The following is a 20173-nucleotide window of genomic DNA, read 5'->3' on the forward strand; positions in this document are numbered from 1 at the left end:
TGTCAGGCGCTATTTTGGGCCGCAGGGTGGCATCGATCTGGGTGAGAGGGCGGGGTTCGGCTTTAAGGTTCCGGATTTTCGGAACCCGAGTTCTAATTGAGCGGCATGGTCTGCCTGCTCGATACCAATGTCGTCTCCGAGTTGATGCGTCCGGAACCAAGTCCCGCAGTCCTCGCCTGGATCGATGGCGCAGGTATGGAGGGCTTGGCGCTCTCGGCAGTCAACCGGTGGGAGACTCGCTACGGCTTGGCGCTGCTCCCGGTGGGAAAGCGTCAAGTGCATCGGGAGATCGCGGGGTTCGATGAGCCGAATCTTGGCGGACCATGACGACGACGCGCGAGCGGTCTGAAATTTCCCGTGCTCGACCGACCGGGATTTGGGCCGTTCTGCCCGAGAGCCGGTTGCTGGGTGTCATCGGTTGACTCGCACCTGACCGACCGCGTCGCCTATTGGCGCGGCTGTCGGTATAGCTGGTTCGATAAGCCGGGGGAGCGGACCCTTGATTGACACGCGGAAATAGTTGTCTGTCCTCGGTTCTTCCTTGTCGGCATCCGAGCCCGGCGCTCCCTCGGCCTTGCAAAAGCTATTTTCTATCCCCCCAAACCGCCACGATACCGGGCTCGTCCAACAACCGGTTCAGATCGTCGCTCGCTGCGCTCGGGCGATCTAACCTTATTCGTGATACCTCCGGCCCGACGAATCTCCTTGGGATTGTGGCAGCGCCTTGCGGTTGCTGCAATCTCGTCCACCGGACTGACCGCGACAGAAGCGGACACCCAGCTTTGGGGTCGCTCGTCAGGATTGGAGACAGGCGAAGGAAAGAAACTGACATCGATCGAAAGAGATGGGCTTGGGAAACAGCCAAACGTTGACCGATAGGTCAACACTCCTTACCCTACCGCCATGACCATCCACGACGTCATCAAGACCCGCCGCGAACAACTCGGCCTATCGCTGCGCGCGGCCGCGTCGCGCTGCCGGATCGACCCCGCCCATCTTTCCCGCGTTGAATCCGGGGCAACACCGCCTTCGGAAACCTTGCTTGCCCGCCTCGCCGAGGCACTTGAAATTCCGCTCGACGAGCTGCTCCTGATCGCAGGGCGACTCCCGCCTTCCTTGCGTCAGCTCGTCGAGAAAGCCCCTCATCAGGTCGCTGCCGCCCTGACTGATCTTGCCGAAATGATGGTTGCGGAGTCCGGTGAGTCCTACGGTGAGCCAGTGCTCGGCGAATCGAGCATGCGATCCATTGAGGACGGCTTTCCCTTCGAGCATCTGAGCGACATCGCGGAGGTGGAGAGCTGGCGCAAAGAGGTCTGGCGCCCGATCTACCATACCCACAAGTGGTGGGCGCAACGCCTCGGCAGCGTGTTCCGGGCGGTGATCCTAGGCTGCGCGACGCCCAAGGGGACGGGGGTCATGGATCTCTATGCGAGCGCCGTCAAACTGCCGGGACCGGTGATCTACGATCCATTCATGGGCAGCGGAACTACGGTCGGGGAGGCCCACAAGCTGGGTTGTACCGTGATTGGGCGGGACATCAATCCGGTCGCTTGGCGAGTCGTTCGAACCGCCTTGGCGCCGATCGACCGAACCCGCCTGCTGAATCTGTTCGCCCAACTTGAAGCGACTGCGGCCCCACGGATTCGGGCGCTTTACGCCAGCCGGGACGGCAACGGCGAGCCCTGCGATGTCCTCTACTGGTTTTGGGTTAAGCAGCTCGACTGTCCGGATTGCAGTAGGCCGGTGGATCTGTTCTCGAGCAGGATCTTCGCGAAGCACGCCTATGTGAAGAAGCATCCCGGCGTTCAGGTGAACTGCGCCCACTGCGGCGAGGTGTTTCCCGCGAAGTTCACCGATCAACTGGTGCGCTGTCCCGCCTGCCAAAAGACCTTCGATCCTCACGCAGGAGCTGCGGTCGGCGCGATCGCCCACTGCGGGCATTGCGACAGCCGGTTTCCGATTGCGAAGACCGCACGCGCCCAAGGCGAGCCGCCTCGACACAGGCTCTACGCGAAGCTGGTTCTGCGTGCAGACGGCACCAAGGAGTATCTGCGGGCAACGCCCGAGGACGAAGCGGCCTACCAAGACGCCTGTCACGCATTTGATGTCTTAGCGCCGCCGATCCCGCAGGTCGAAATTCAATCGGGATACAACACCCGCCAGGTCCTGAACTACGGCTATCGCCGTTGGGACCAGTTTTTCAACAGCCGCCAACTGCTAGCCATCGGTCTGCTGGCCGGTGCGATCGGCGATTTGCCGACGTGTGCGGAGCGGGACGCGCTCTTCATGTTGCTCTCAGGGGTGCTGGAGTTCAACAATCTCTTCGCGAGCTACAAGGGCGAGGGCACCGGGGCTGTCCGACACATGTTCTCGCACCATGTCCTCAAGCCCGAGCGCAACCCCATCGAGGCTAACCTGTGGGGCACGAGCAAAAGCTCCGGCTCCTACCTGAACCTGTTTCAATCGCGGCTGCTGCGCGCCGTCGACTACAAGGCCGCGCCCTTCGAGATCACCCTGGACCGATCCGCCGGAAAACAGGCGGGGCGCAAGCTCTTCGGTAAGAGTCGTCCCATGGGGGCCGACCTACTGGACGCTTGGCCGTCGTCCGGATTGGCGCCTGGCGCGGTCTATCTCTCCTGTGGGGACTCGGCCGCTACGGATCTCCCCGACCGCTGCGTGGATGCCGTGGTCACGGATCCGCCCTTCTACGACAACGTGCATTATTCCGAGCTGGCTGATTTCTTCCATGTCTGGCATCGGCTCTGGTTCGGCGAGGCAGAAGCGGAGACTCCGGACACGACCCGGCATCCTCGGGAGGTGCAGGACACGGAGTCAGACCGCTTCTCGGACAAACTGAAAGGCGTTTTCACCGAGTGCCATCGCGTTCTCAAGGACGAGGGACTCTTGGTGTTCTCTTACCATCACTCGCGCGAGGATGGGTGGACGTCGGTGGCCGCCTCGGTGCTCGGGGCCGGTTTCCGGCTGGTTCAGGCCCAACCGGTCAAGGCAGAAATGTCGGTTGCCATGCCGAAACTGGCCGCTAAGTCGCCGATCGATCTGGATGTGCTGATGGTCTGCCGGAAGGTGGCAGCAGATCGCCGCCCACTGGTCGCGGTCGAGAACGCTCTGGAGGCCGCGGCGACAGCGGCGACGGAAAAAGTCCGTCGCTTCAACAGCACCGGACGGCACCTGTCGCTCAACGATGTCCGGATCGTCGTCTACAGTCAGGCGCTCGTAGAGCTTTGCGCGGGCCGAACGGCAGCAGATGGGTTGGTCGCCTTCGAGCATGCCCTGGATGGTTGCGCGTCGATGTCACAAGAGATCCACGAAGAGCAAGGCAAACAGGTCCAAACTCCAGCCTCAAACCCAACGGACATCGGCGTGCAAGCATCTCTCTTCTGAGATCCGATCAGCGCGCTTCGAAGATGTCGAAGCGACGCCTCTGTCCGGCATCAGCGCGTTTTGTCGTCCGTTTGGTCGCTTTGGTCTTGCCATCCAGGTGGACCTGGTAGCCTTCGAGTGCTTCCGTCGCGACGGTTCGCTCCAGCACGCCAACCGGAACCAGCCGAGAGTCCGAGACACCGCGATCGGACGGCAGGATAAGACTGCAACGGCCGATTCCGGCCGGGTACACCGCGAAGGGATGCGGAAAAACATACATCTTCCGATCACGGATGAACCCTTCTCCATAGGATCCAAAGCCCTTGATGGCCTCGTTGACATGTGCGGCCGCGACGAGATGATCGGCGTTGATGACGTCGCCATGCGCGATACAGAGCGAATGCACCGGGCGCGGACTCGCGCCGATTCCCGTGTAGAGGAAGAAGACGAGAAACACATCCTTGCAGTCCTTCCGGCCGGACGGAATCGTGCTGTTCGAATCGTAGTCCTTGCGGGCCGGTCGACCGTGATTGAAGGCCAGCGATTTGATCTCGTAACCCTCGACCGGAGACCTTGCGTCATCGCCGACCCAGAAATCCGGATAGCTGTTGCGACCTTGCGGCGACAATGGCAACCCAAGCGCGGTGACCCGCTCCGCGAACCAGTCCTGCGGAAAATACTCCTTATCGTTGGCGCTCCGAGGAATCATGTGAAGGCCCGACGCCATCGCGTGATGAGCTGCGAGGAAGATCTCGACGCTATGTGTCATTGAGCCGATGGTCCCAATTCGAAAGGGTGCGATTTTATCGCGCCAAGGACAATCTGAGTACCGCGATCGAGAGGTATCGCAACCGCTTCAAAGCGGTGGAGTTGCTCCGTCGGGAGTAGACACCCGCCCCTGCCGAGCCGCGGATTCACAGATCGCTGGCTTGGTGCCGCGTCGGCACCGGCCAACTCACTGGCCCGAAACTTAAAGAGATTCGCCGTGCACTCGAAAACTGAGCCCCTTACCGGCGCAGAACTGGATGCCTGCGAGGCCGAGCGCGATCTGACAGCAGACCTGATCGAGGCCATCGGCGAAATGAAGGCCGGCGAGGGACGCGTGGTATGGCCCCCGGCACTGGCCGCGGGACAGGAAACCAGGCTCTCCCAAGCGCAGTTCGCGAAGTTTCTCGGGGTCTCGGTTCGCACCCTGCAGGGTTGGGAGCAGGGACGCAAGCAACCCAGCTCGTCTTCGAAAACCCGAAGGTCAAGGGGCCGGTTCGGGACGTGACGCTGTGAGTGGTTGGCTGCTGGATACCAACCGACACGGCCTGGCCGTGGTGACGCGAGATCCCGGCGATGTTGTTGCTGCGGGCGTGACCGCCGTCGATCCCTGGATTACCAAGGTGCCGTAGACCGGATCCTGCTTGGTTGGCTGAATGGGGTGGTGGTTGGTTTTGCAAGGTTCGCGCGGAAGCCGCGCCATCATGGCTCGACGCCGCGGGGAAAAGCGGTCGGAACGGCTTCCGAGTCGAAGCGACTCAAGCAATGCGCTGGACGGCGTCGGCTGCGGTTATGGCGATGGCGATGTCGCGAAAGCGACCCGGATGGAGCAAATTTCACTTGGCCGATGCGGGCAGCCGCAACAACCGTTCGCCGCGCCAAACGCGGACGACACGAACCCGCTTCGATTCCCGGCGATAGACGATCCGGAAGGGCGGATGGATCAACTCGCGCAGGAATGATTGGCCAAACTCCGGGACAATCCGGCCGATGTCCGGCTGGTCGGCGAGCAACTCGACCCGCTGGAAGATCTCGGCGACGAGCCGGTCGCCGATCTCCGGCACCCCTTCCGCGCCGTACCATTCCTGGATGCCCGCCAAGTCGCCGAGCGCGGAATCGGCGAAGCTGATCCCGGCGATGCCCATGCCGCTATTTCAAGCCGAATCGTGCCTTGGCCTCGGCTAGGGAAACCTCGCGGCCGGCGTCCAAGTCGGCCAATCCCGCGACCACCGCGCGCATGAAGGCGCGTTCCTCCGCAGCCTGCTCGTAGTCGGACACGGACTGAATCACCGCAACCCCGCGCCCTCTGCTGGTAAGCAGCACCGGCCGATGGGCCTCGACAGCGTGTTTGACCACACGGCCGGGGTTGACCTTGAGGTCGGTCAACGGGACCACGTCTTCGGAGAATTTCACGCTCATCGTCGCCTCATCTCCAAACCGCGCCCGGTGCGGTATGCGTTGTTTGTTGGAGTGGCTTGGCCGCGCCAGCTCCGACCACTGTTGGAGTTGGCGCGGTTTAAAGTACTAAGAAATATTAAATTCTAAACCGCGTCTCACTGGGATCGAGGATATCTCCGAAGCCAAACGCACAATGGAAACGAGGCATGATGCTCTGGACGCGGTTTAGGCTTGCTTGGCGGCGACAGTAGCACCTGTTAAGTGGTCTGCCAACAGGTTGCTTGGAGGGCGGGTGCCGCAGCCTCCTGCATCGACACCCTCCGCGGCCCGGTGCGTCCGCCTATCCCTCCGACGCAGACTCCGCCGCTGTCGGTGCCAGCGGCCGCCCGAAGGTCTGCTCGTAAAGCTCCGAGTAGGGCTTGAGGGTCTCGTAGACGTGATCGGGCACCACGCGTGACTCGAACTTGGGGAACTTGCTGCGCACGTAGTTGAGGTTGCGCAGCAGCTTCATCTCGATGACGGCGCGGGCGAACTCCAGGCCCTTCGGCCCGCGGGTGCGCTGGAGCATGGCGACCAGTTTGCGGATCGGCATCGGCGGGCGTTTCTGTCCCGGCGGGTGGCTCAGACGCTCCATGTAACGGGGCATTCCGCGGTTGCGGTCGCCGGATTCGGTCAGCTCGCCGATCTCCAGCTCCGGGCGAAGCATCTCGAAGAGCTCTTCGCCCGTGGGCGTGCGCACCATCACCCACTGCCAGCCGAACGGGGCGCCCATGTAGCCGATGGTGATGTCGCTGAGTGTGTTGGCGTAGTCGAAACAGGAGAGACAGGACGACGGGAAGATCCCGTGCAGCTTGTCCATCGGGAAGTCGATGTAGTTCAGGCGCTCGACATGCCCGTCTTCATGGCGCATCCAGAGGCTGAAGTCCTGCATGAACTCGTGATGGACGACGGTCTCGGGCGATTTGGAGACCTGGGCGAGGAAATATTCGAGATCCGGATAGCTGACGTTGTCGCTGCAGGGGATGCCGATGACGTAGAGGCGCTCCAGACCCAGCTCGGCCTCGGCGGCGCGCAGTTGATGGACCTGGCAGCCGGTGCCGACGACGGCGAGACGCTTGATGCCTTGCTCGCGCACCGCGTCGATCAGGCCGAGCGCGGGCGAGAGGCAAGGTTTGTTGCCTGCGGTCGCCAGGACCTCCTGCGGGGTGCGGGCCAGCACCGGCAGTGCTTTGAAGCGCGTCCCGGGTGCGGCGGCGGTGGTGATGACGGCGTCGACCTTGTCCTGTTCGAGCAGGCGCGCGCCCAGGGTCGTGACCATCCCGCTCCATTGCGCATGGGGGTTGGGGCGAGCCATCCGCGCGGCATACATGGCGCGATAGATCCCGAAGCGGCCTTCTTCGCCGGCTTGGCGGGTGCGACCGTGCAGACGCTGCTCGATCCCGCGGGTCTGGTTGCGCACGAAGGTGCAGGTCTGAGACATTAGCAGCTTGAGGCTGCTGTCGCAGAAGCCGCAGTCGCTACACAGACGCGGACGCCCCTTGAGCCGCTCGTCGCTGCTGAGCAACGAGATCTGGTCGAGTCCCTTCGAAGGACCTTCTTCCAACGGCGCAATGTCGGTGCTCGTCATTTGCTTGCCCCCGGGAGGTTGTGCCTGGGTTCGTGGGCGGCGACGAGCGCCCCGCTCGTGATTGGGCTCGTCATTGAAGGAACGGACATGCTTCGAATTCTCCTCAGGGTGTTGGCTGGTCTCGTTGTACTTGTCGTTTTGGCGGTCGTCGCCGGGCCTTTTCTGATCTCGGGGAAGCCGAGCGACGGGCTTGCCTCCAACGCCGAGGCGGCGTCGGCGGAAAGCCGTTTCGTCGGGATTCCGTTCGTGGGGACCGCGGGGCTTGCGGTCCATTATCTCGAGCCGCCGTCGCCGGCGTTGTCCGAGGCGCCGTCGGATGCGACGGCCTTCCTACTGCTGCACGGCTTCACCTTCAACGCCTGGACCTGGCAGCCGGTGCTCGATGCCTTCGCCGCTCGGGGCCGGGCGGTCGCCTACGATCAGCTTCCCTATGGTCTCAGTGCCAAGCCGATGCGGGCCGACTGGGACGGTCCGAATCCCTACTCGAAGGATGCCGCCATCACACAGCTCTTCGCGGTGATGGATGCCCTCGGGTTGGAGCGCGCGGTCCTGGTCGGGAATTCCTCGGGCGGAACGCTCGCCCTGGAGGCTGCGTTGGCGCATCCCGAACGGGTGTCGGCCTTGGTGCTGGTCGCGCCCTGGGTTTATGCCACGCGTCCGACCCTGCCCGAGTGGTTGGCCAGTCTGCCGCAGATGCGTCGTCTGAGTCTATTGATCGCGCGCAAGTTGGGCGAAGATGGCGCCTTGATGGACCTGTCCTACGCCGATGCAACCAAGATCTCGGACGCGCGTCGCGCGCAGTTCGGGATTCACACCCGGATCGCGGGTTGGGATCTCGCCTGGGGCGAGCTGCTGGCCTTGTCGCTCTCGGCGCCGGTGACGGTGAGTGCGCACCTTGCGGAGGTGAGGATCCCGGTGCTGCTGGTCAGCGGCGAGACCGATCGGCTGGTGCCGATCGAGGACAGTCGGCGCGTGGCCGAGGCCCTGCCGGATGCGACCTTCGCCGTGATCGAGGGCTGCGGGCATGTTCCGCAGGAAGAATGTCCGCAGGCGTTCGAGGCCGTCGTGGGCGATTGGCTCGATGCGCGAGGCTTGTGACAACCGTTCCGAAGCCCGTCCAGCACCGATCTCCGGCCCGGGCGCGCTTGGGTCGATGCGAAAAGAAGATAAATCGCACGCGATTTGCGCAAAAACGCCTTCGCATTGACCGACTCCGCTTGACCTGACTGAAGTCGGGGCGCTAGGGTCGCGCCCCGTATCCTTCGGTCCAAGCACACTGCAATTCAATTTCACTGCAACCAGGTTCGCTGCGTATGCCCATCCCGTTTCCGTTTTCCGCTGTCGTCGCCCAGGAGGAGATGAAGCGCTCCCTGTTGATTGCGGCCATCGATCCCTCGATCGGCGGCGTTCTCGTCTTCGGTGACCGCGGGACGGGTAAGTCCACGGCGATTCGTGGTCTCGCGGCGCTTCTGCCGAAGATGCGCGCGGTCGATTGCGTCTATAACTGCGACCCTGAGGCGGGCGATGATGCGCTCTGCGCCGAGTGTCGGACCAAGCGCGCCAAAGCTCCGCTGAAGAGCCGGATGGTGCCGGTGCCGGTGGTGGATCTGCCGCTCGGTGCGACCGAGGACCGGGTCATCGGCGCGCTGGATCTCGAGCGCGCGCTGACCAAGGGCGAGAAGGCGTTCGAGCCCGGGCTCCTGGCCCGTGCCCATCGCGGTTTCCTCTACATCGACGAGGTCAACCTGTTGGAGGACCATCTGGTCGACTCGCTGCTCGACGTCGCCGCCTCCGGCGAGAACCTGGTCGAGCGCGAGGGTCTGAGTATTCGTCATCCCGCCCGCTTCGTGCTCGTCGGCTCGGGCAACCCGGAGGAGGGCGAGCTGCGCCCGCAGCTCCAAGACCGCTTCGGTCTTTCCGTCGAGGTCAAGACCCCGCAGGATCTGCCGACCCGCATGAAGGTCGTGCGGCTGCGCGACGAGTTCGAGCGCGATCCGCCGGCCTTCGTGCAGAAGTGGAAGCGCCAGGACGGCAAGGTCCGCAGCCAGATCCAGAAGGCGCGTGATTTTCTCCCGACCGTCGAGGTCCCGGACGCGACCCTCGAGCAGGCGGGACGGCTCTGTATCAAGCTCGGTACCGACGGACTGCGCGGCGAGCTGACCCTCATCCGCGCCGCCCGCGCCTTTGCGGCACTCAAGGGCGATGACATGGTGCTGGATGCGCATCTGGTTCAGGTGGCGGCCTCCGCGCTTCGGCATCGTCTGCGCCGCGATCCGCTGGACGAGTCCGGCTCGACCAGCCGCGTCCAGCGCGCGGTCGGGGAGTTGTTCGGGGAATGAGCAGTCCTGCGGCGATGCCTGCTGAGTCGGAGCCCGAGCGTCCGCACGGCGAGGCCGGGGTTTCGCGCTGGGAGGATGCCGTGCTCGCGGCCGCCCTCATGTCCGTGGACCCGGTCGGAACCGGCGGGGTCGCGTTGCGCTCGCTCGCCGGCCCGGTGCGCGATCAGTGGCTGACGATCATGCGCGATTTGCAGCCGCCCGGCACGCCGATGCGGCGCATCCCGCTGCATGTCTCCGACGGTCGCCTGCTCGGCGGTCTGGATCTGGCCGCGACCCTGAGCGCCGGCCGACCGGTCGCCGAGCGTGGTCTGCTGGTCGAGGCCAACGGCGGAATTGTCGAGCTGGCGATGGCCGAGCGCATCGGCGCCGGCACCGCGGCGCGTCTCACCATGGCCTTCGATTCGGGCGAGGTGGTGCTCGAGCGTGACGGTCTTGCGATGCGCTCGCCGGCGCGGTTCGCCGTGGTTGCGCTGGACGAGGGTGTCGGCGACGACGAAGGTCTGCTCAACGCGTTGCTCGACCGGCTCGCCTTCCATCAGGATCTGACCCTCATCCGCGTGCACGAGGCGGTCGCCTGCGACTACGACGCCGACGAGATCCTCGCCGCGCGCGCCTTGCTCCCCGCAATCGACGTGAGCGACGCCCAGATCGAGGCGCTCTGCAGCACCGCCTTGGCCTTGGGCATCCCCTCGTTGCGCGCATCCATCTTTGCCGCCCGAGCGGCCTGCGCGGCGGCTGCGCTCGACGGCCGCACCGAGGTCACCGACGAGGATCTCGCCGTCGCCGGCCGATTGGTGCTCGCACCGCGCGCGACCATGCTGCCGCCGATGGAACAGCCGCCGGACGAGCCGCCTCCGCCCGAACCCGAAGAGCCGGATCAGGAGCAGGACAAGGGCGAGGATCAGCAGGAGCCCAAAGAGCTCGAAGATCAGGTGCTCGAAGCCGCCAAGGCGGCGATCCCGGCGGACCTGCTCGCGCAGCTCCAGCTCGGCAAGCTGCGGCGCTCGCGCGCCCGTGCCACGGGCAAGGCCGGTGCCGTCCAGAATGCGCCCCTGCGCGGGCGACCGGCCGGTGTCCTGCGCGGCGAGCCGCGTGCCGGTCTGCGTCTGAACGTGGTCGAGACACTGCGGGCCGCCGCACCTTGGCAGCGTCTGCGTCGCGAAGAGGTCGCGCGCTTCGGCGGCGAGTCCAACCGCATCGAGATCCGTCAGGACGACTTCCGCATCACCCGCTTCAAGCATCGCTCCGAGACCACGACCATCTTCGTCGTGGATGCCTCGGGTTCCTCGGCGCTGCATCGTCTGGCCGAGGCCAAGGGCGCGGTCGAGCTGCTGCTGGCAGACTGCTACGTGCGCCGCGACCGGGTCGCGCTGGTCGCCTTTCGCGGTCAGTTCGCCGAGGTGCTGCTGCCGCCGACTCGCTCGCTTGTCCGGGCCAAGCGTTCGCTGGCCAGCCTGCCGGGCGGCGGCGGCACACCGCTCGCGTCCGGGATCGACCTGGGAATGATGTTGGCGGATTCGGTCAAACGCCGCGGCGGCACGCCGATCCTCATCATCATGACCGACGGTCGCGCCAACGTGGCGCGCGACGGCACCGGCGGACGGGCGCGGGCCAACGAGGATGCGCTCTCCGCGGCGCGGTTGGTGCGCTCGGTCGAGATCACCTCCTTGGTGATCGACACCTCGCCGCGTCCGCAGCAGCAGGGCCGTGATCTGGCCGTCGAGATGGGTGCGCGCTATCTGCCCTTGCCGCATGCGGATGCGACCTCGCTGTCGCATGCCGTGCGCGCGGCGGGATGACCCCGGGAACGCGCTGATGACCCCCAAAGGCGCACACCCCGGGATCGTCGAGTTGCACTCGACTCTTCGGGAGCGAGGCATCAGCAAAGCGTCGCGTACCAGTCCACCGTCCCGTGAGCGGGTCATCCTTACGGATGCCGCGTGATGGCCGACACGCCACGCTGGGACATCGAGGGTCGCGACTGGCCGAATCGCACGGCCAGCCGCTTCGTCGAGGCCGGCGGCCTGCGCTGGCACGTCCAGCAGATGGGTGCGGGGCCGACCCTCCTCATGCTCCACGGCACGGGTGCCGCGACCCACTCCTGGCGTGCCTTTGCCCCGGCGCTCGCCGATCGCTTCACCGTCATCGCGCCCGATCTCCCCGGCCACGGGTTCACCGGTGCCTTGCCGTCGAAACGCATGTCCTTGCCCGGCATGGCCGGGGCCGTTCATGCCCTTCTTCGTGAGCTCGACTGCACGCCCGATCTCGTTCTGGGGCACTCGGCGGGTGCGGCGATCCTGATCCGAATGGCGCTGGATGGATCCATCCATCCGCGCGGTCTAGTGAGCCTGAACGGCGCGCTGATGCCCTGGCGCGGACTCCCGGCGCACATCTTCTCGCCCGCGGCCAAGCTGATGGCCGCGAATGTCTTGGTCGCACGTCTCTTCGCCCGGCGCGCTGCCGACCGGCGGGTGGTCGAGCGTCTGGTCGCGAGCACCGGCTCGACCCTGGAGCCGGCGGGCGTCGACCTCTATCACCGCCTCGTCCGTCATCCCTCGCATGTCGGCGCCAGCCTCGCCATGATGGCCAACTGGGATCTGGCCGCGCTGGCGCCCGAGCTGAGCCGTCTCGAGCCGCCGCTCTTTCTGGTCGTCGGCGAAGGCGACCTGACGGTGTCCCCGTCCGAGGCTCGCCGCGTGCGCGAGCGACTCCCGAGCGCCGAGGTGCTCTCCTTGCCGGGTCTGGGGCATCTCGCCCACGAGGAGCGGCCCGAAGAGGTTGCGGATCTGGTCAAGGGCCTCGCGGATCGGTTGGGCCTTGCGGATAGAAGGACCAGGGCGGTGTAGAGCTCGATGAGCGGAGCGGCCTCCTCGTAAACCCATCCACGTCGCTGCAGATCGGTAGGGTGGACAAGCGCAGCGCAGTCCACCAGCGCCGGCGCAGGGCTGGGTGGACTTCGCTCTCGCTCGTCTACCCTACCGGCCGTTCTGATTGAACATGGCCAGCGGAGCGAACCGCACCGCGGGTGCTTTGTCTCTCCGGTCTTCATCATCCGAGATCCGGCAGTTGAACGCGATCCTCAAGGTCGTCAACTCCTTTCGTGAAACACGAAGCGTTCAACTGCCGGATCTCGGATCACGAGTTTGGCGTTGACTTGATCCAACAGGGGCTGACAAACGCCCAATCCTGCTATAATGTCAACCAACATTGACATTACAGAAGGTCATGCAGACTTGACACTCGCGGCATCTAAGACCTCCGGACAAACCTCGGCCGGCTCCAAACCACAGGCTGTCATCATCGGCAGTGGCTTCGGCGGGCTGGCCGCCGCGATTCGCTTGGGTGCGCGGGGCTACCAGGTCACCGTGCTCGAGCGTCTCGACGCGCCCGGCGGGCGTGCCTACGTTCACAAGATCGACGGCTTCACCTTCGATGCCGGCCCGACCATCATCACCGCACCCTTCCTGCTCGACGAGCTGTGGGGGCTGTGCGGGCGCAGCTTCTCCGAGGAGATCGACATCCGCTTGATGGATCCCTTCTACCGGATCCGTTTCGACGACGGCAAGGTGTTCAACTACAACGGCGACGCGGATGCCGTGAAGGCGCAGATCGCGACCTTCTCGCCGCGCGACGTCGAAGGCTACGATCGCTTCATGGAACACAGCCAGGCGATCTTCAAGATCGGCTTCGAGCAGTTGGGCCATGTGCCCTTCAACTCCTGGACCGACATGCTCAAGATCGTGCCGGACATGATCACGCTCGGTAGCCATCGCAGCGTCTATTCGATGGTCTCCAAGTACATCAAAGACCCCTACATCCGCCAGGTCCTGTCCTTCCATCCGCTGCTGATCGGCGGCAACCCCTTCTCCGTCACCTCCATCTACACGCTCATCTCCTTCCTGGAGCGCAAATGGGGCGTGCACTCGGCCATCGGCGGTACGGGTGCGCTCGTCAACGGGATGGTCAGCCTCATCGAAGGCCAAGGCGGGACGATCCGCTACCGAGAAGAGGTCGAGCAGATCCTGGTGAAGGACGGCACGGCGACCGGTGTACGCCTGAAGTCCGGCGAGACGATCGACGCCCCGGTCGTGGTGTCCAACGCAGACGCCGCATGGACCTATCGCTACCTTCTGCCGGCCGAGCATCGCAGCCATTGGACGGATCAAAAGATCGATCGCGCCCAATACTCCAACGGGCTCTTCGTGTGGTATTTCGGCACCAAGCGTCAGTATTCGGACGTCGCCCACCATACGATCCTGCTCGGCCCGCGCTACAAAGGGCTGCTGGACGATATCTTCAAGAACAAGCGTCTCGCCGACGATTTCAGTCTTTATCTACATCGCCCGACGGCGACGGATCCGGGTTTGGCACCGGAGGGTTGCGATACCTTCTACGTCTTGGCCCCGGTTCCGCACCTTCAAGGCGACATTGACTGGGAGAAGGAAGCCGAGCCGTTCCGGGCACGGATTGCCCGTTATTTAAGCGAAACCGTCCTGCCGGGGTTGGAAGACGAGATCGTCGCCTCGCTCGTCACGACACCGCGGGATTTCCAGGACAGGCTTCTGTCCTACAACGGGGCCGGGTTCAGTCTTGAGCCCATCCTCTTGCAAAGTGCCTGGTTCAGACCGCACAACGCGAGCGAAGAGGTGAATGGCCTTTACTTGGTCGGTGCGGGGACGCATCCGGGAGCAGGTGTGCCCGGTGTCCTGTCGTCGGCCCGTGTCCTCGATACGGTGGTACCCGATGCCTCAACCTATGCTTAAGACCTATCACGCGAGTGCGGCGGATCTCGCCGCGTGTCGCCAACTGCTGCGGACCGGCTCGCGTTCATTTTACGCGGCCTCCTTCCTCTTGCCTCAGCGCATCCGTGATCCGGCCATCGCGCTCTACGCCTTCTGTCGCATCGCCGACGATGCGATCGATTGCGCGGGCGACGAGCCCGGCGCCCAGACCCGCGCCCTGGCCGAGCTGCGTCATCGTCTCGACCGCATCTACGACGGCGAGCCAATCGATGAATACACCGATCGCGCCTTGGCCGACGTGGTCGCCTGCTTCGGGATGCCGAAGGCGCTGCTCGAGGCTTTGCTTGAAGGTTTCGAGTGGGATGCTGAAGGTCGGCGTTTCGAGGACCTCTCGGGCGTCTACGACTATTCGGCGCGGGTCGCCGGCACCGTTGGCGCCATGATGGCGGCCCTCATGGGCGCGCGCAGCACGCAGCTTGTGGCGCGTGCCTGCGATCTGGGCGTGGCCATGCAGTTGACCAATATCGCGCGCGATGTCGGAGAAGATGCCCGCAACGGTCGTCTCTATCTGCCGATGTCCTGGATGCGCGAGGCCGGGATCGATCCCGAGGCTTGGCTTGAGAAGCCCGTGTTCAACGATGCACTCGCCAGTGTGATCGAGCGTCTGCTGCGCGCGGCCGACACCCTGTATGTGCGCTCCGATGCGGGAATCGCCGGGCTGCCGATGGGCTGTCGTGCCGGTATCAATGCCGCGCGCTATCTCTATGCCGAGATCGGACGTCAGGTCGAGCGTCAAGGTCTGGACTCCATCTCTCGGCGTGCCGTGGTGCCGGGCAGTCGCAAGATGCAGCTCTTGGCGCCGATCCTCGGAACCGCCGTGCTGTCGCCACGCTATGTCAGTGCTCCGCCGCTCGACGAGACACGCTTCCTGGTCGATGCAGTGGTCTACTCCGCCCATCGCTCCAGTGAAGAAGATGCCGAAGCCCCTGCGGGCTTGGGCGGTCGCGTCATCTGGGTGCTGGAGCTCTTCGAGCAGCTCGAGGAGCGCGAGCGCGCATTGACCAACTAAACCGCGCCCAGTGCGGTATGCGTCGTGTGTTGGATTGGCTTGACCGCGCCGGCCCCGACGACTGTCGGAGCCGGCGCGGTTTAGGTGATCTCCGAGAATCGTCATCCCGAGCGCGCATGCCCGGAAGGCATTTATGCGCTGTAGAGGCGAATGGATTCGCCCCTACATGCCGGTAGCCCTACACCAACGCTGGTGGACTGCGCTGCGCTTGTCCGCCCTACCGCGCTTGCCCCTACCGCTCGGATCAAGGATGGCCGCTGTCCGGCGGAGCCATCTGCATACTCATGTCGCGCTCGCCGTAGCCCTGCGGGATCGCGAAGACGTCGGCAGGGATGGCCTCCTTGCGGATCACGGTAACCTCGCTCTCGGTCTCCATCGTGGTGCCCATCATCTCCATCTTGGTCTTGGTCAGGATGGGATAGCCCTTGATCTTGCTCATCTCTTCACGCTGGGCGATGCCGGCCGGTGAGTTGGCCAGCATGCCGCCGGGGCCGGAGAGGCTCATCATGTCGGTGTAGCGGGTCACGTCGAGGTCCACGTCCTCGGTCGCCCAGATCTCCTGATCCACACCCATCATGCCGGTCTTGGTCACTCGATACTGTTTGGTGTCCCAGTCCCCGATCTTTTTGGTCTCGCCCGTCGCTTCGACCGTCACGGTCATCTCGCCCATCATGGCGCGCATCTGCTCGGCGGCCGGACCGGTCATGCTCTCCATGACGGATTTGACGTCGATCGGGAGATATTCCTTCTCGGCGTGATTGATGAAGACGATGGTTCCGGCGGTCGGATCCATGATCATGTCGGTGGCGTCGGCTCCCTCGTTGACGACCTTCATCTTGTCGTAGGCCAGATAGGTCTTGGACAGATCTTCGCTCGCCGCCTCGCCCATGACACCCGAGCTGCGATTGATCGTCTCGATGTAGAAACCCTCTTCGTCCGCGATCGCCGCCGACATGGGCAGCAGAGCCGCCATCGCGAGGGCGAGTCCAAGGCGACGGGTTCGGATCGGCGAACGCTCGATGCTCGAGCCTTGCGGATTCATCATGCGTGTTCCTCTCGGTGATTGCGTTATGGTTGCATAGCCTAATCGTTGAACCCGTCTCGGGATATGACTATTCGTTAAGATTGCGTCGGTCGAGCACGCGCTTGGCCTTGCCGAGGAAGCGCTCGATGCTCCGCGGCTCGACCAGGTCGACATGGGCACGGATGCCGGCGACGGTATTGATCTCGCGGCTGATCCGCTCGCAGAGCGCCTGCATGCGGTCCATGCGGTCGGAGAAGATCTCGGGCCGGATCTCGACCTTCACGTGCACCTCGTCGAGCGTGCCGGGTCGGGAGACCTCGATGAGATAGTGCGGCGTGGTGCCCTCCACGCGCAGCAACGCCTCCTCGATCTGGGAGGGGAAGACGTTGACGCCGCGGATGATCAGCATGTCGTCGGTGCGCCCGGTGACGCGGCTCATGCGTGTCGTGCGGCGCCCGCAGGCACAAGGCTCGCGATAGAGACGGGCGATGTCGCGGGTGCGATAGCGGATCAGCGGCATCGCCTCGCGTGTGAGTGTGGTGATCACCAGTTCGCCGGGCTCGCCTTCCGGGACCGGCTCCAAGGTCTCCGGATCCAAACACTCGACCAGGAAATGATCCTCCTGGATGTGCATCCCGGTGCGCTCGGGGCACTCCCCGCTGACGCCGGGACCGATGACCTCGGAAAGCCCGTAATTGTTGAATGCGGCGATGTCGAGCTGATCCTCGATCTCGCGGCGCATGTCCTCGGTCCAGGGCTCGCCGCCGAAGTGGCCGAAGCGGATCGGCAGAGAGCGCGGATCGATGCCCAGCTCGCGCGCCGAATCCGCGATGGTCAGGGCATAGCTCGGGGTACAGATCAGAACCTCCGGGTCCAGGTCGCGCATGATCTCGATCTGGCGACGCGTGTTCCCTGCCGCTGCGGGGATGATCGCCGCGCCGACACGCTCGATGCCGTAGTGCAATCCGAATCCGCCGGTGAAAAGCCCGTAGCCGAAGGCGACCTGTGCCGTGTGCTCGGGCCTGAGCCCGCCGGCGACCAGGAAACGGGCGCAGAGGTTCGACCAGGTTTCCAGATCGCGCGCCGTATAGGCGACGAAAGTGGGCCGGCCTGTCGTCCCGGAGGAGCCGTGGATGCGGGCCAGATCCTTGCGCGGTACGGCCAGGAATCCGAGCGGTTGCTGACGGCGCAGATCGTCTTTGGTGGTCAGCGGGAGTCGACGTATGTCGGCGAGCGAGCGGATGCTGTGCGGCCCGATCTCGCGATGGGCGAAGTGATCGCGGTAGAAGGGCACCCGCGCGACCCGTGTCACCAGCTCGCGCAGACGCTCCACCTGCAACGCCTCGATGCCGTCGCGCGGCAGGGTCTCGGCATCCGGGTCCCAGATGCGGTGCTCGGTGTGCCGATGGGCCTCATGAATCTGCGCGGCCATAGTCCTCGATCCGTTGGTGGGTGTTGCGTCGGCGGACAAGCTGCCCGTCGACGCTCGGTATGACATTGCGAAGCGTGAACCTAGGACCGGGTAGGGTGGACAAGCGCAGCGCAGTCCACCGAGCCCTGCGCCGGCGCTGGTGGACTGCGCTGCGCTTGTCCACCCTACCTGTCTTGTCCACCCTTTCCCGCAATCGATCGAACATCCTGAACCGCGTCCACAACTGCGGCCGCAGATTCACGCAAGCGCGACCCCAACCGACAAGAGTGCATATCCCAAAGGGACGCGGTTCAGGCGGAGACCACGCTCAGCAGCTCATCCCCGTCGACCACATGCAGCCCTTTCTCCAGAAGCACGGCAATCGCCCGATCGGGATCCTCGAAGCGGAAGATCAGGATCGCCTTGTCGCCCCGTCGCACCGAGAAGGCATACATGTACTCGATGTTCAGGCCGGCGCCTTCCAGCACGGCGAGCGCCTCGGCCAGACCGCCCGGTCGATCCAGCACATCGACCGCCACCACCTCGGTGAGGTTGACCACCCAACCCGCGTCCTCCAGGACCTGCTTGGCCTTGTCCCATTCACGAACGATCAGGCGCAGGATGCCGAACTGGGCTGTGTCCGCGAGCGAGAGCGTCAGGATATTGATGCCTGCCTTCGCGATCGTCTCCAGCGGCGCACCGAGGCGTCCGGGACGGTTCTCGAGAAAGAGCGAGAGTTGTTGCAGTTTCATGGTTTCGAGTCCTCGTGGTGCTCGGATGGTCTCTTTCAGCCTCCTGCCGCCCGCTTCCTGCCTCCAGCTATCAGCTATCAGCTATCAGCTATCAGCTATCAGCGCTGAGCTGGGTTTTTCTGCCGCTGCAGGGGGTTGAGCCAAGTGGATTCGGATCAGCACAATCGCTGACGGCTGACGGCTGACGGCTGACGGCTGACGGCTGACGGCTGACGGCTGACGGCTGACGGCTGACGGCTGACGGGTGATAGCTGACCGCTATGCCCCCTCGTTGCGCCTGTCGATGACCCGCTTCGCCTTCCCCTCGCTGCGCGCGATGCTGCGCGGCTCCACCAAGCGCAGCCCGACGCGGATGCCGAGGATGTGCTCGATCGCCTTGGCGAGGCGTGCGCGCACGTCTTCGAGCGCGCGGATCTTGTCGCTGAAGACCTCGGGCGTGACCTCGACCTCGACCGTCATTTGGTCCAGACCCTGATCGCGGGTGAGGATGATCTGATAGTGCGGGAGCGTGCCCTCGACCGCCAGCAGTGCCGCCTCGACCTGGGAGGGAAAAACGTTCACGCCGCGGATGATGAACATGTCGTCCGAACGCCGACCGATGCGCCGCATCCGCCGGATGGTGCGTCCGCACTCACAGGGCTCGCTGATCAGCGAGGTGATGTCGCGTGTCCGGTAGCGGATCATCGGCATCGCCTTCTTGCTCAGTGTGGTGAGCACCAGCTCGCCTTCCTCGCCGTCGGGCAGGGCATCCCCCGTCTCCGGGTCGATGATCTCGGGATAGAAGTGATCCTCGAAGATGTGCAGGCCCTGCTGGGCGGAGCATTCGCTCGCCACGCCGGGGCCGATGATCTCGGAAAGGCCGTAGATGTCGTAGGCCTTGATGCCGGCGGCGGCCTCGATGTGATCGCGCATCCCGTCGGTCCAAGGCTCGGCCCCGAAGATGCCGGCGCGCAAGGGGAGTGAGCGCATGTCCACGCCGAGCTCTGCGGCACGCTCGATCAGATAGGTGAAATAGCTCGGGGTGCAGCAGAGTGCGGAGACGCCGAAGTCGCGGATCAGCATGATCTGGCGGTCGCTGTTGCCGCCCGAGATGGGGACGACGGTTGCCCCCAGCGCCTCCGCGCCGTAATGGGCGCCGAGTCCGCCGGTGAAGAGCCCGTAACCGAAGGCGTTCTGCAGGATGTCCCCGCGGTGCAGCCCGCAGCAGGCGAGGGTGCGCGCCATGACCTCCGACCAGACCCCGACGTCCTCGCGGGTGTAGGCGACGACGATGGGTTTGCCGGTGGTGCCGGAGGAGGCATGCAGCCGGACCACGTCGCTCATGGGCGTGGCGAAGAGGCCGAAGGGATAGGTGTCGCGCAGGTCGGCCTTGACCGTGAAGGGGAGCTGCTGGATGTCCTCGAGCCGGTGGATCGAGTCCGGGGTAAGGCCGCGCTCTTCCATCCGGGCGCGAAAGAGGGCGACGTTCTCGTAGGCAAGCGACACGACCGCGCGAAGCCGTCGCAGCTGCACCTGCTTCAGCGCCGTCTCCGGCAGGAAATCGGGCGCGCTGGCCGGGTGGAAACCGCCCTCGGCGTCGTTCCAGAGCTCTGTCAGCATCTTGGTCCTCTCTTAAACCGCGCCCGGCGCGGTTCGTGATGTTTCTGGATGGGATCGGCCCTGGCA

Annotated in this window: 17 protein-coding genes; 9 read left to right on the top strand and 8 right to left on the bottom strand. The window is 64.6% G+C overall.

Annotated elements, in window-relative coordinates; all coding sequences use genetic code 11:
- Positions 1-105: 105 nt before the first annotated feature.
- The gene (locus BDD21_RS09990; protein ID WP_120797052.1) at positions 106-327 is read left to right on the top strand and encodes a PIN domain-containing protein; all 222 of its coding nucleotides are present in this window, start codon (positions 106-108) and stop codon (positions 325-327) included.
- Positions 328-903: 576 nt separating this feature from the next.
- Positions 904-3402, top strand: a complete 2499-nt coding sequence (locus BDD21_RS09995; protein WP_120797053.1) for a DNA methyltransferase — start codon at positions 904-906, stop codon at positions 3400-3402.
- A 7-nt stretch (positions 3403-3409) separates the two neighbouring features.
- On the opposite strand, the gene BDD21_RS10000 is transcribed toward BDD21_RS09995, so the two are convergent.
- A complete protein-coding gene (locus tag BDD21_RS10000; RefSeq protein ID WP_120797054.1) occupies positions 3410-4150 on the bottom strand; it encodes a hypothetical protein in 741 nt (246 codons plus the stop codon).
- Between the two features lie 216 nt (positions 4151-4366).
- Here BDD21_RS10000 and BDD21_RS10005 point away from each other — a divergent pair, with 216 nt between their 5' ends.
- On the top strand, positions 4367-4654 hold the full coding sequence (locus tag BDD21_RS10005; protein WP_120797055.1) for a helix-turn-helix domain-containing protein: 288 nt from the start codon (positions 4367-4369) through the stop codon (positions 4652-4654).
- 328 nt (positions 4655-4982) lie between these two features.
- On the opposite strand, the gene BDD21_RS10015 is transcribed toward BDD21_RS10005, so the two are convergent.
- The 3 genes from BDD21_RS10015 to BDD21_RS10025 form a co-directional block, all read right to left on the bottom strand.
- Complete coding sequence (locus tag BDD21_RS10015) at positions 4983-5291, bottom strand: type II toxin-antitoxin system RelE/ParE family toxin (protein ID WP_120797056.1); 309 nt, start codon at positions 5289-5291, stop codon at positions 4983-4985.
- A gap of 4 nt (positions 5292-5295) precedes the next feature.
- Entirely contained in the window at positions 5296-5565 is a 270-nt protein-coding gene (locus tag BDD21_RS10020; protein WP_120797057.1) for a type II toxin-antitoxin system Phd/YefM family antitoxin, read from the bottom strand.
- 319 nt (positions 5566-5884) lie between these two features.
- Complete coding sequence (locus BDD21_RS10025; protein ID WP_120797058.1) at positions 5885-7171, bottom strand: Coenzyme F420 hydrogenase/dehydrogenase, beta subunit C-terminal domain; 1287 nt, start codon at positions 7169-7171, stop codon at positions 5885-5887.
- A gap of 87 nt (positions 7172-7258) precedes the next feature.
- On the opposite strand from BDD21_RS10025, the gene BDD21_RS10030 reads away from it, so the two are divergent.
- The 6 genes from BDD21_RS10030 to BDD21_RS10055 all read left to right on the top strand — a co-directional run bounded on the left by BDD21_RS10030 (position 7259) and on the right by BDD21_RS10055 (position 15321).
- Positions 7259-8269, top strand: coding sequence for an alpha/beta fold hydrolase (locus BDD21_RS10030; RefSeq protein WP_120797059.1), 1011 nt, complete (start codon positions 7259-7261; stop codon positions 8267-8269).
- Positions 8270-8484: 215 nt separating this feature from the next.
- Positions 8485-9510 (top strand): magnesium chelatase ATPase subunit I, encoded by a 1026-nt coding sequence (bchI, locus tag BDD21_RS10035; RefSeq protein ID WP_120797060.1) that lies wholly within the window; start codon positions 8485-8487, stop codon positions 9508-9510.
- Positions 9507-11309, top strand: a complete 1803-nt coding sequence (locus BDD21_RS10040; protein ID WP_120797061.1) for a magnesium chelatase subunit D — start codon at positions 9507-9509, stop codon at positions 11307-11309. The genes bchI and BDD21_RS10040 overlap by 4 nt, the downstream gene beginning before the upstream one ends.
- A 144-nt stretch (positions 11310-11453) precedes the next feature.
- Positions 11454-12356, top strand: a complete 903-nt coding sequence (gene bchO, locus BDD21_RS10045; RefSeq protein WP_120797062.1) for an alpha/beta fold hydrolase BchO — start codon at positions 11454-11456, stop codon at positions 12354-12356.
- Between the two features lie 387 nt (positions 12357-12743).
- The gene (locus tag BDD21_RS10050; protein WP_120797063.1) at positions 12744-14273 is read left to right on the top strand and encodes a phytoene desaturase; all 1530 of its coding nucleotides are present in this window, start codon (positions 12744-12746) and stop codon (positions 14271-14273) included.
- Positions 14254-15321: a phytoene/squalene synthase family protein gene (locus BDD21_RS10055; protein ID WP_120797064.1), complete on the top strand. Its 1068-nt coding sequence runs from the start codon at positions 14254-14256 to the stop codon at positions 15319-15321. Before BDD21_RS10050 ends, BDD21_RS10055 begins: the two co-directional genes overlap by 20 nt.
- Positions 15322-15565: 244 nt before the next feature.
- Here the strand turns inward: BDD21_RS10055 and BDD21_RS10060 are convergent, their stop codons facing one another.
- The 4 genes from BDD21_RS10060 to BDD21_RS10080 form a co-directional block, all read right to left on the bottom strand.
- On the bottom strand, positions 15566-16366 hold the full coding sequence (locus BDD21_RS10060; RefSeq protein WP_120797065.1) for a DUF4412 domain-containing protein: 801 nt from the start codon (positions 16364-16366) through the stop codon (positions 15566-15568).
- 67 nt (positions 16367-16433) lie between these two features.
- Positions 16434-17777: a phenylacetate--CoA ligase family protein gene (locus BDD21_RS10065; protein ID WP_120797066.1), complete on the bottom strand. Its 1344-nt coding sequence runs from the start codon at positions 17775-17777 to the stop codon at positions 16434-16436.
- A 290-nt stretch (positions 17778-18067) separates the two neighbouring features.
- The gene (locus tag BDD21_RS10070; protein WP_120797067.1) at positions 18068-18508 is read right to left on the bottom strand and encodes an ACT domain-containing protein; all 441 of its coding nucleotides are present in this window, start codon (positions 18506-18508) and stop codon (positions 18068-18070) included.
- A gap of 258 nt (positions 18509-18766) precedes the next feature.
- Positions 18767-20107: a phenylacetate--CoA ligase family protein gene (locus tag BDD21_RS10080; protein WP_120797068.1), complete on the bottom strand. Its 1341-nt coding sequence runs from the start codon at positions 20105-20107 to the stop codon at positions 18767-18769.
- Between the last annotated feature and the right edge of the window lie 66 nt (positions 20108-20173).

The organism is Thiocapsa rosea, assembly GCF_003634315.1.
GTDB classification, from domain to species: Bacteria; Pseudomonadota; Gammaproteobacteria; order Chromatiales; family Chromatiaceae; genus Thiocapsa; species Thiocapsa rosea.

What these genes read in the sequence shown, in the direction of transcription:
- BDD21_RS10000 (WP_120797054.1), bottom strand. Translation starts at nt 4,150, where the DNA reads ATGACACATAGCGTCGAGATCTTCCTCGCAGCTCATCACGCGATGGCG.
- BDD21_RS10070 (WP_120797067.1), bottom strand. Translation starts at nt 18,508, where the DNA reads ATGAAACTGCAACAACTCTCGCTCTTTCTCGAGAACCGTCCCGGACGC.
- BDD21_RS10055 (WP_120797064.1), top strand. Translation starts at nt 14,254, where the DNA reads ATGCCTCAACCTATGCTTAAGACCTATCACGCGAGTGCGGCGGATCTC.
- bchO (WP_120797062.1), top strand. Translation starts at nt 11,454, where the DNA reads ATGGCCGACACGCCACGCTGGGACATCGAGGGTCGCGACTGGCCGAAT.
- bchI (WP_120797060.1), top strand. Translation starts at nt 8,485, where the DNA reads ATGCCCATCCCGTTTCCGTTTTCCGCTGTCGTCGCCCAGGAGGAGATG.
- BDD21_RS10030 (WP_120797059.1), top strand. Translation starts at nt 7,259, where the DNA reads ATGCTTCGAATTCTCCTCAGGGTGTTGGCTGGTCTCGTTGTACTTGTC.
- BDD21_RS10015 (WP_120797056.1), bottom strand. Translation starts at nt 5,291, where the DNA reads ATGGGCATCGCCGGGATCAGCTTCGCCGATTCCGCGCTCGGCGACTTG.
- BDD21_RS10080 (WP_120797068.1), bottom strand. Translation starts at nt 20,107, where the DNA reads ATGCTGACAGAGCTCTGGAACGACGCCGAGGGCGGTTTCCACCCGGCC.
- BDD21_RS10025 (WP_120797058.1), bottom strand. Translation starts at nt 7,171, where the DNA reads ATGACGAGCACCGACATTGCGCCGTTGGAAGAAGGTCCTTCGAAGGGA.
- BDD21_RS10040 (WP_120797061.1), top strand. Translation starts at nt 9,507, where the DNA reads ATGAGCAGTCCTGCGGCGATGCCTGCTGAGTCGGAGCCCGAGCGTCCG.
- BDD21_RS10060 (WP_120797065.1), bottom strand. Translation starts at nt 16,366, where the DNA reads ATGATGAATCCGCAAGGCTCGAGCATCGAGCGTTCGCCGATCCGAACC.
- BDD21_RS09995 (WP_120797053.1), top strand. Translation starts at nt 904, where the DNA reads ATGACCATCCACGACGTCATCAAGACCCGCCGCGAACAACTCGGCCTA.
- BDD21_RS10020 (WP_120797057.1), bottom strand. Translation starts at nt 5,565, where the DNA reads ATGAGCGTGAAATTCTCCGAAGACGTGGTCCCGTTGACCGACCTCAAG.
- BDD21_RS09990 (WP_120797052.1), top strand. Translation starts at nt 106, where the DNA reads ATGGTCTGCCTGCTCGATACCAATGTCGTCTCCGAGTTGATGCGTCCG.
- BDD21_RS10065 (WP_120797066.1), bottom strand. Translation starts at nt 17,777, where the DNA reads ATGGCCGCGCAGATTCATGAGGCCCATCGGCACACCGAGCACCGCATC.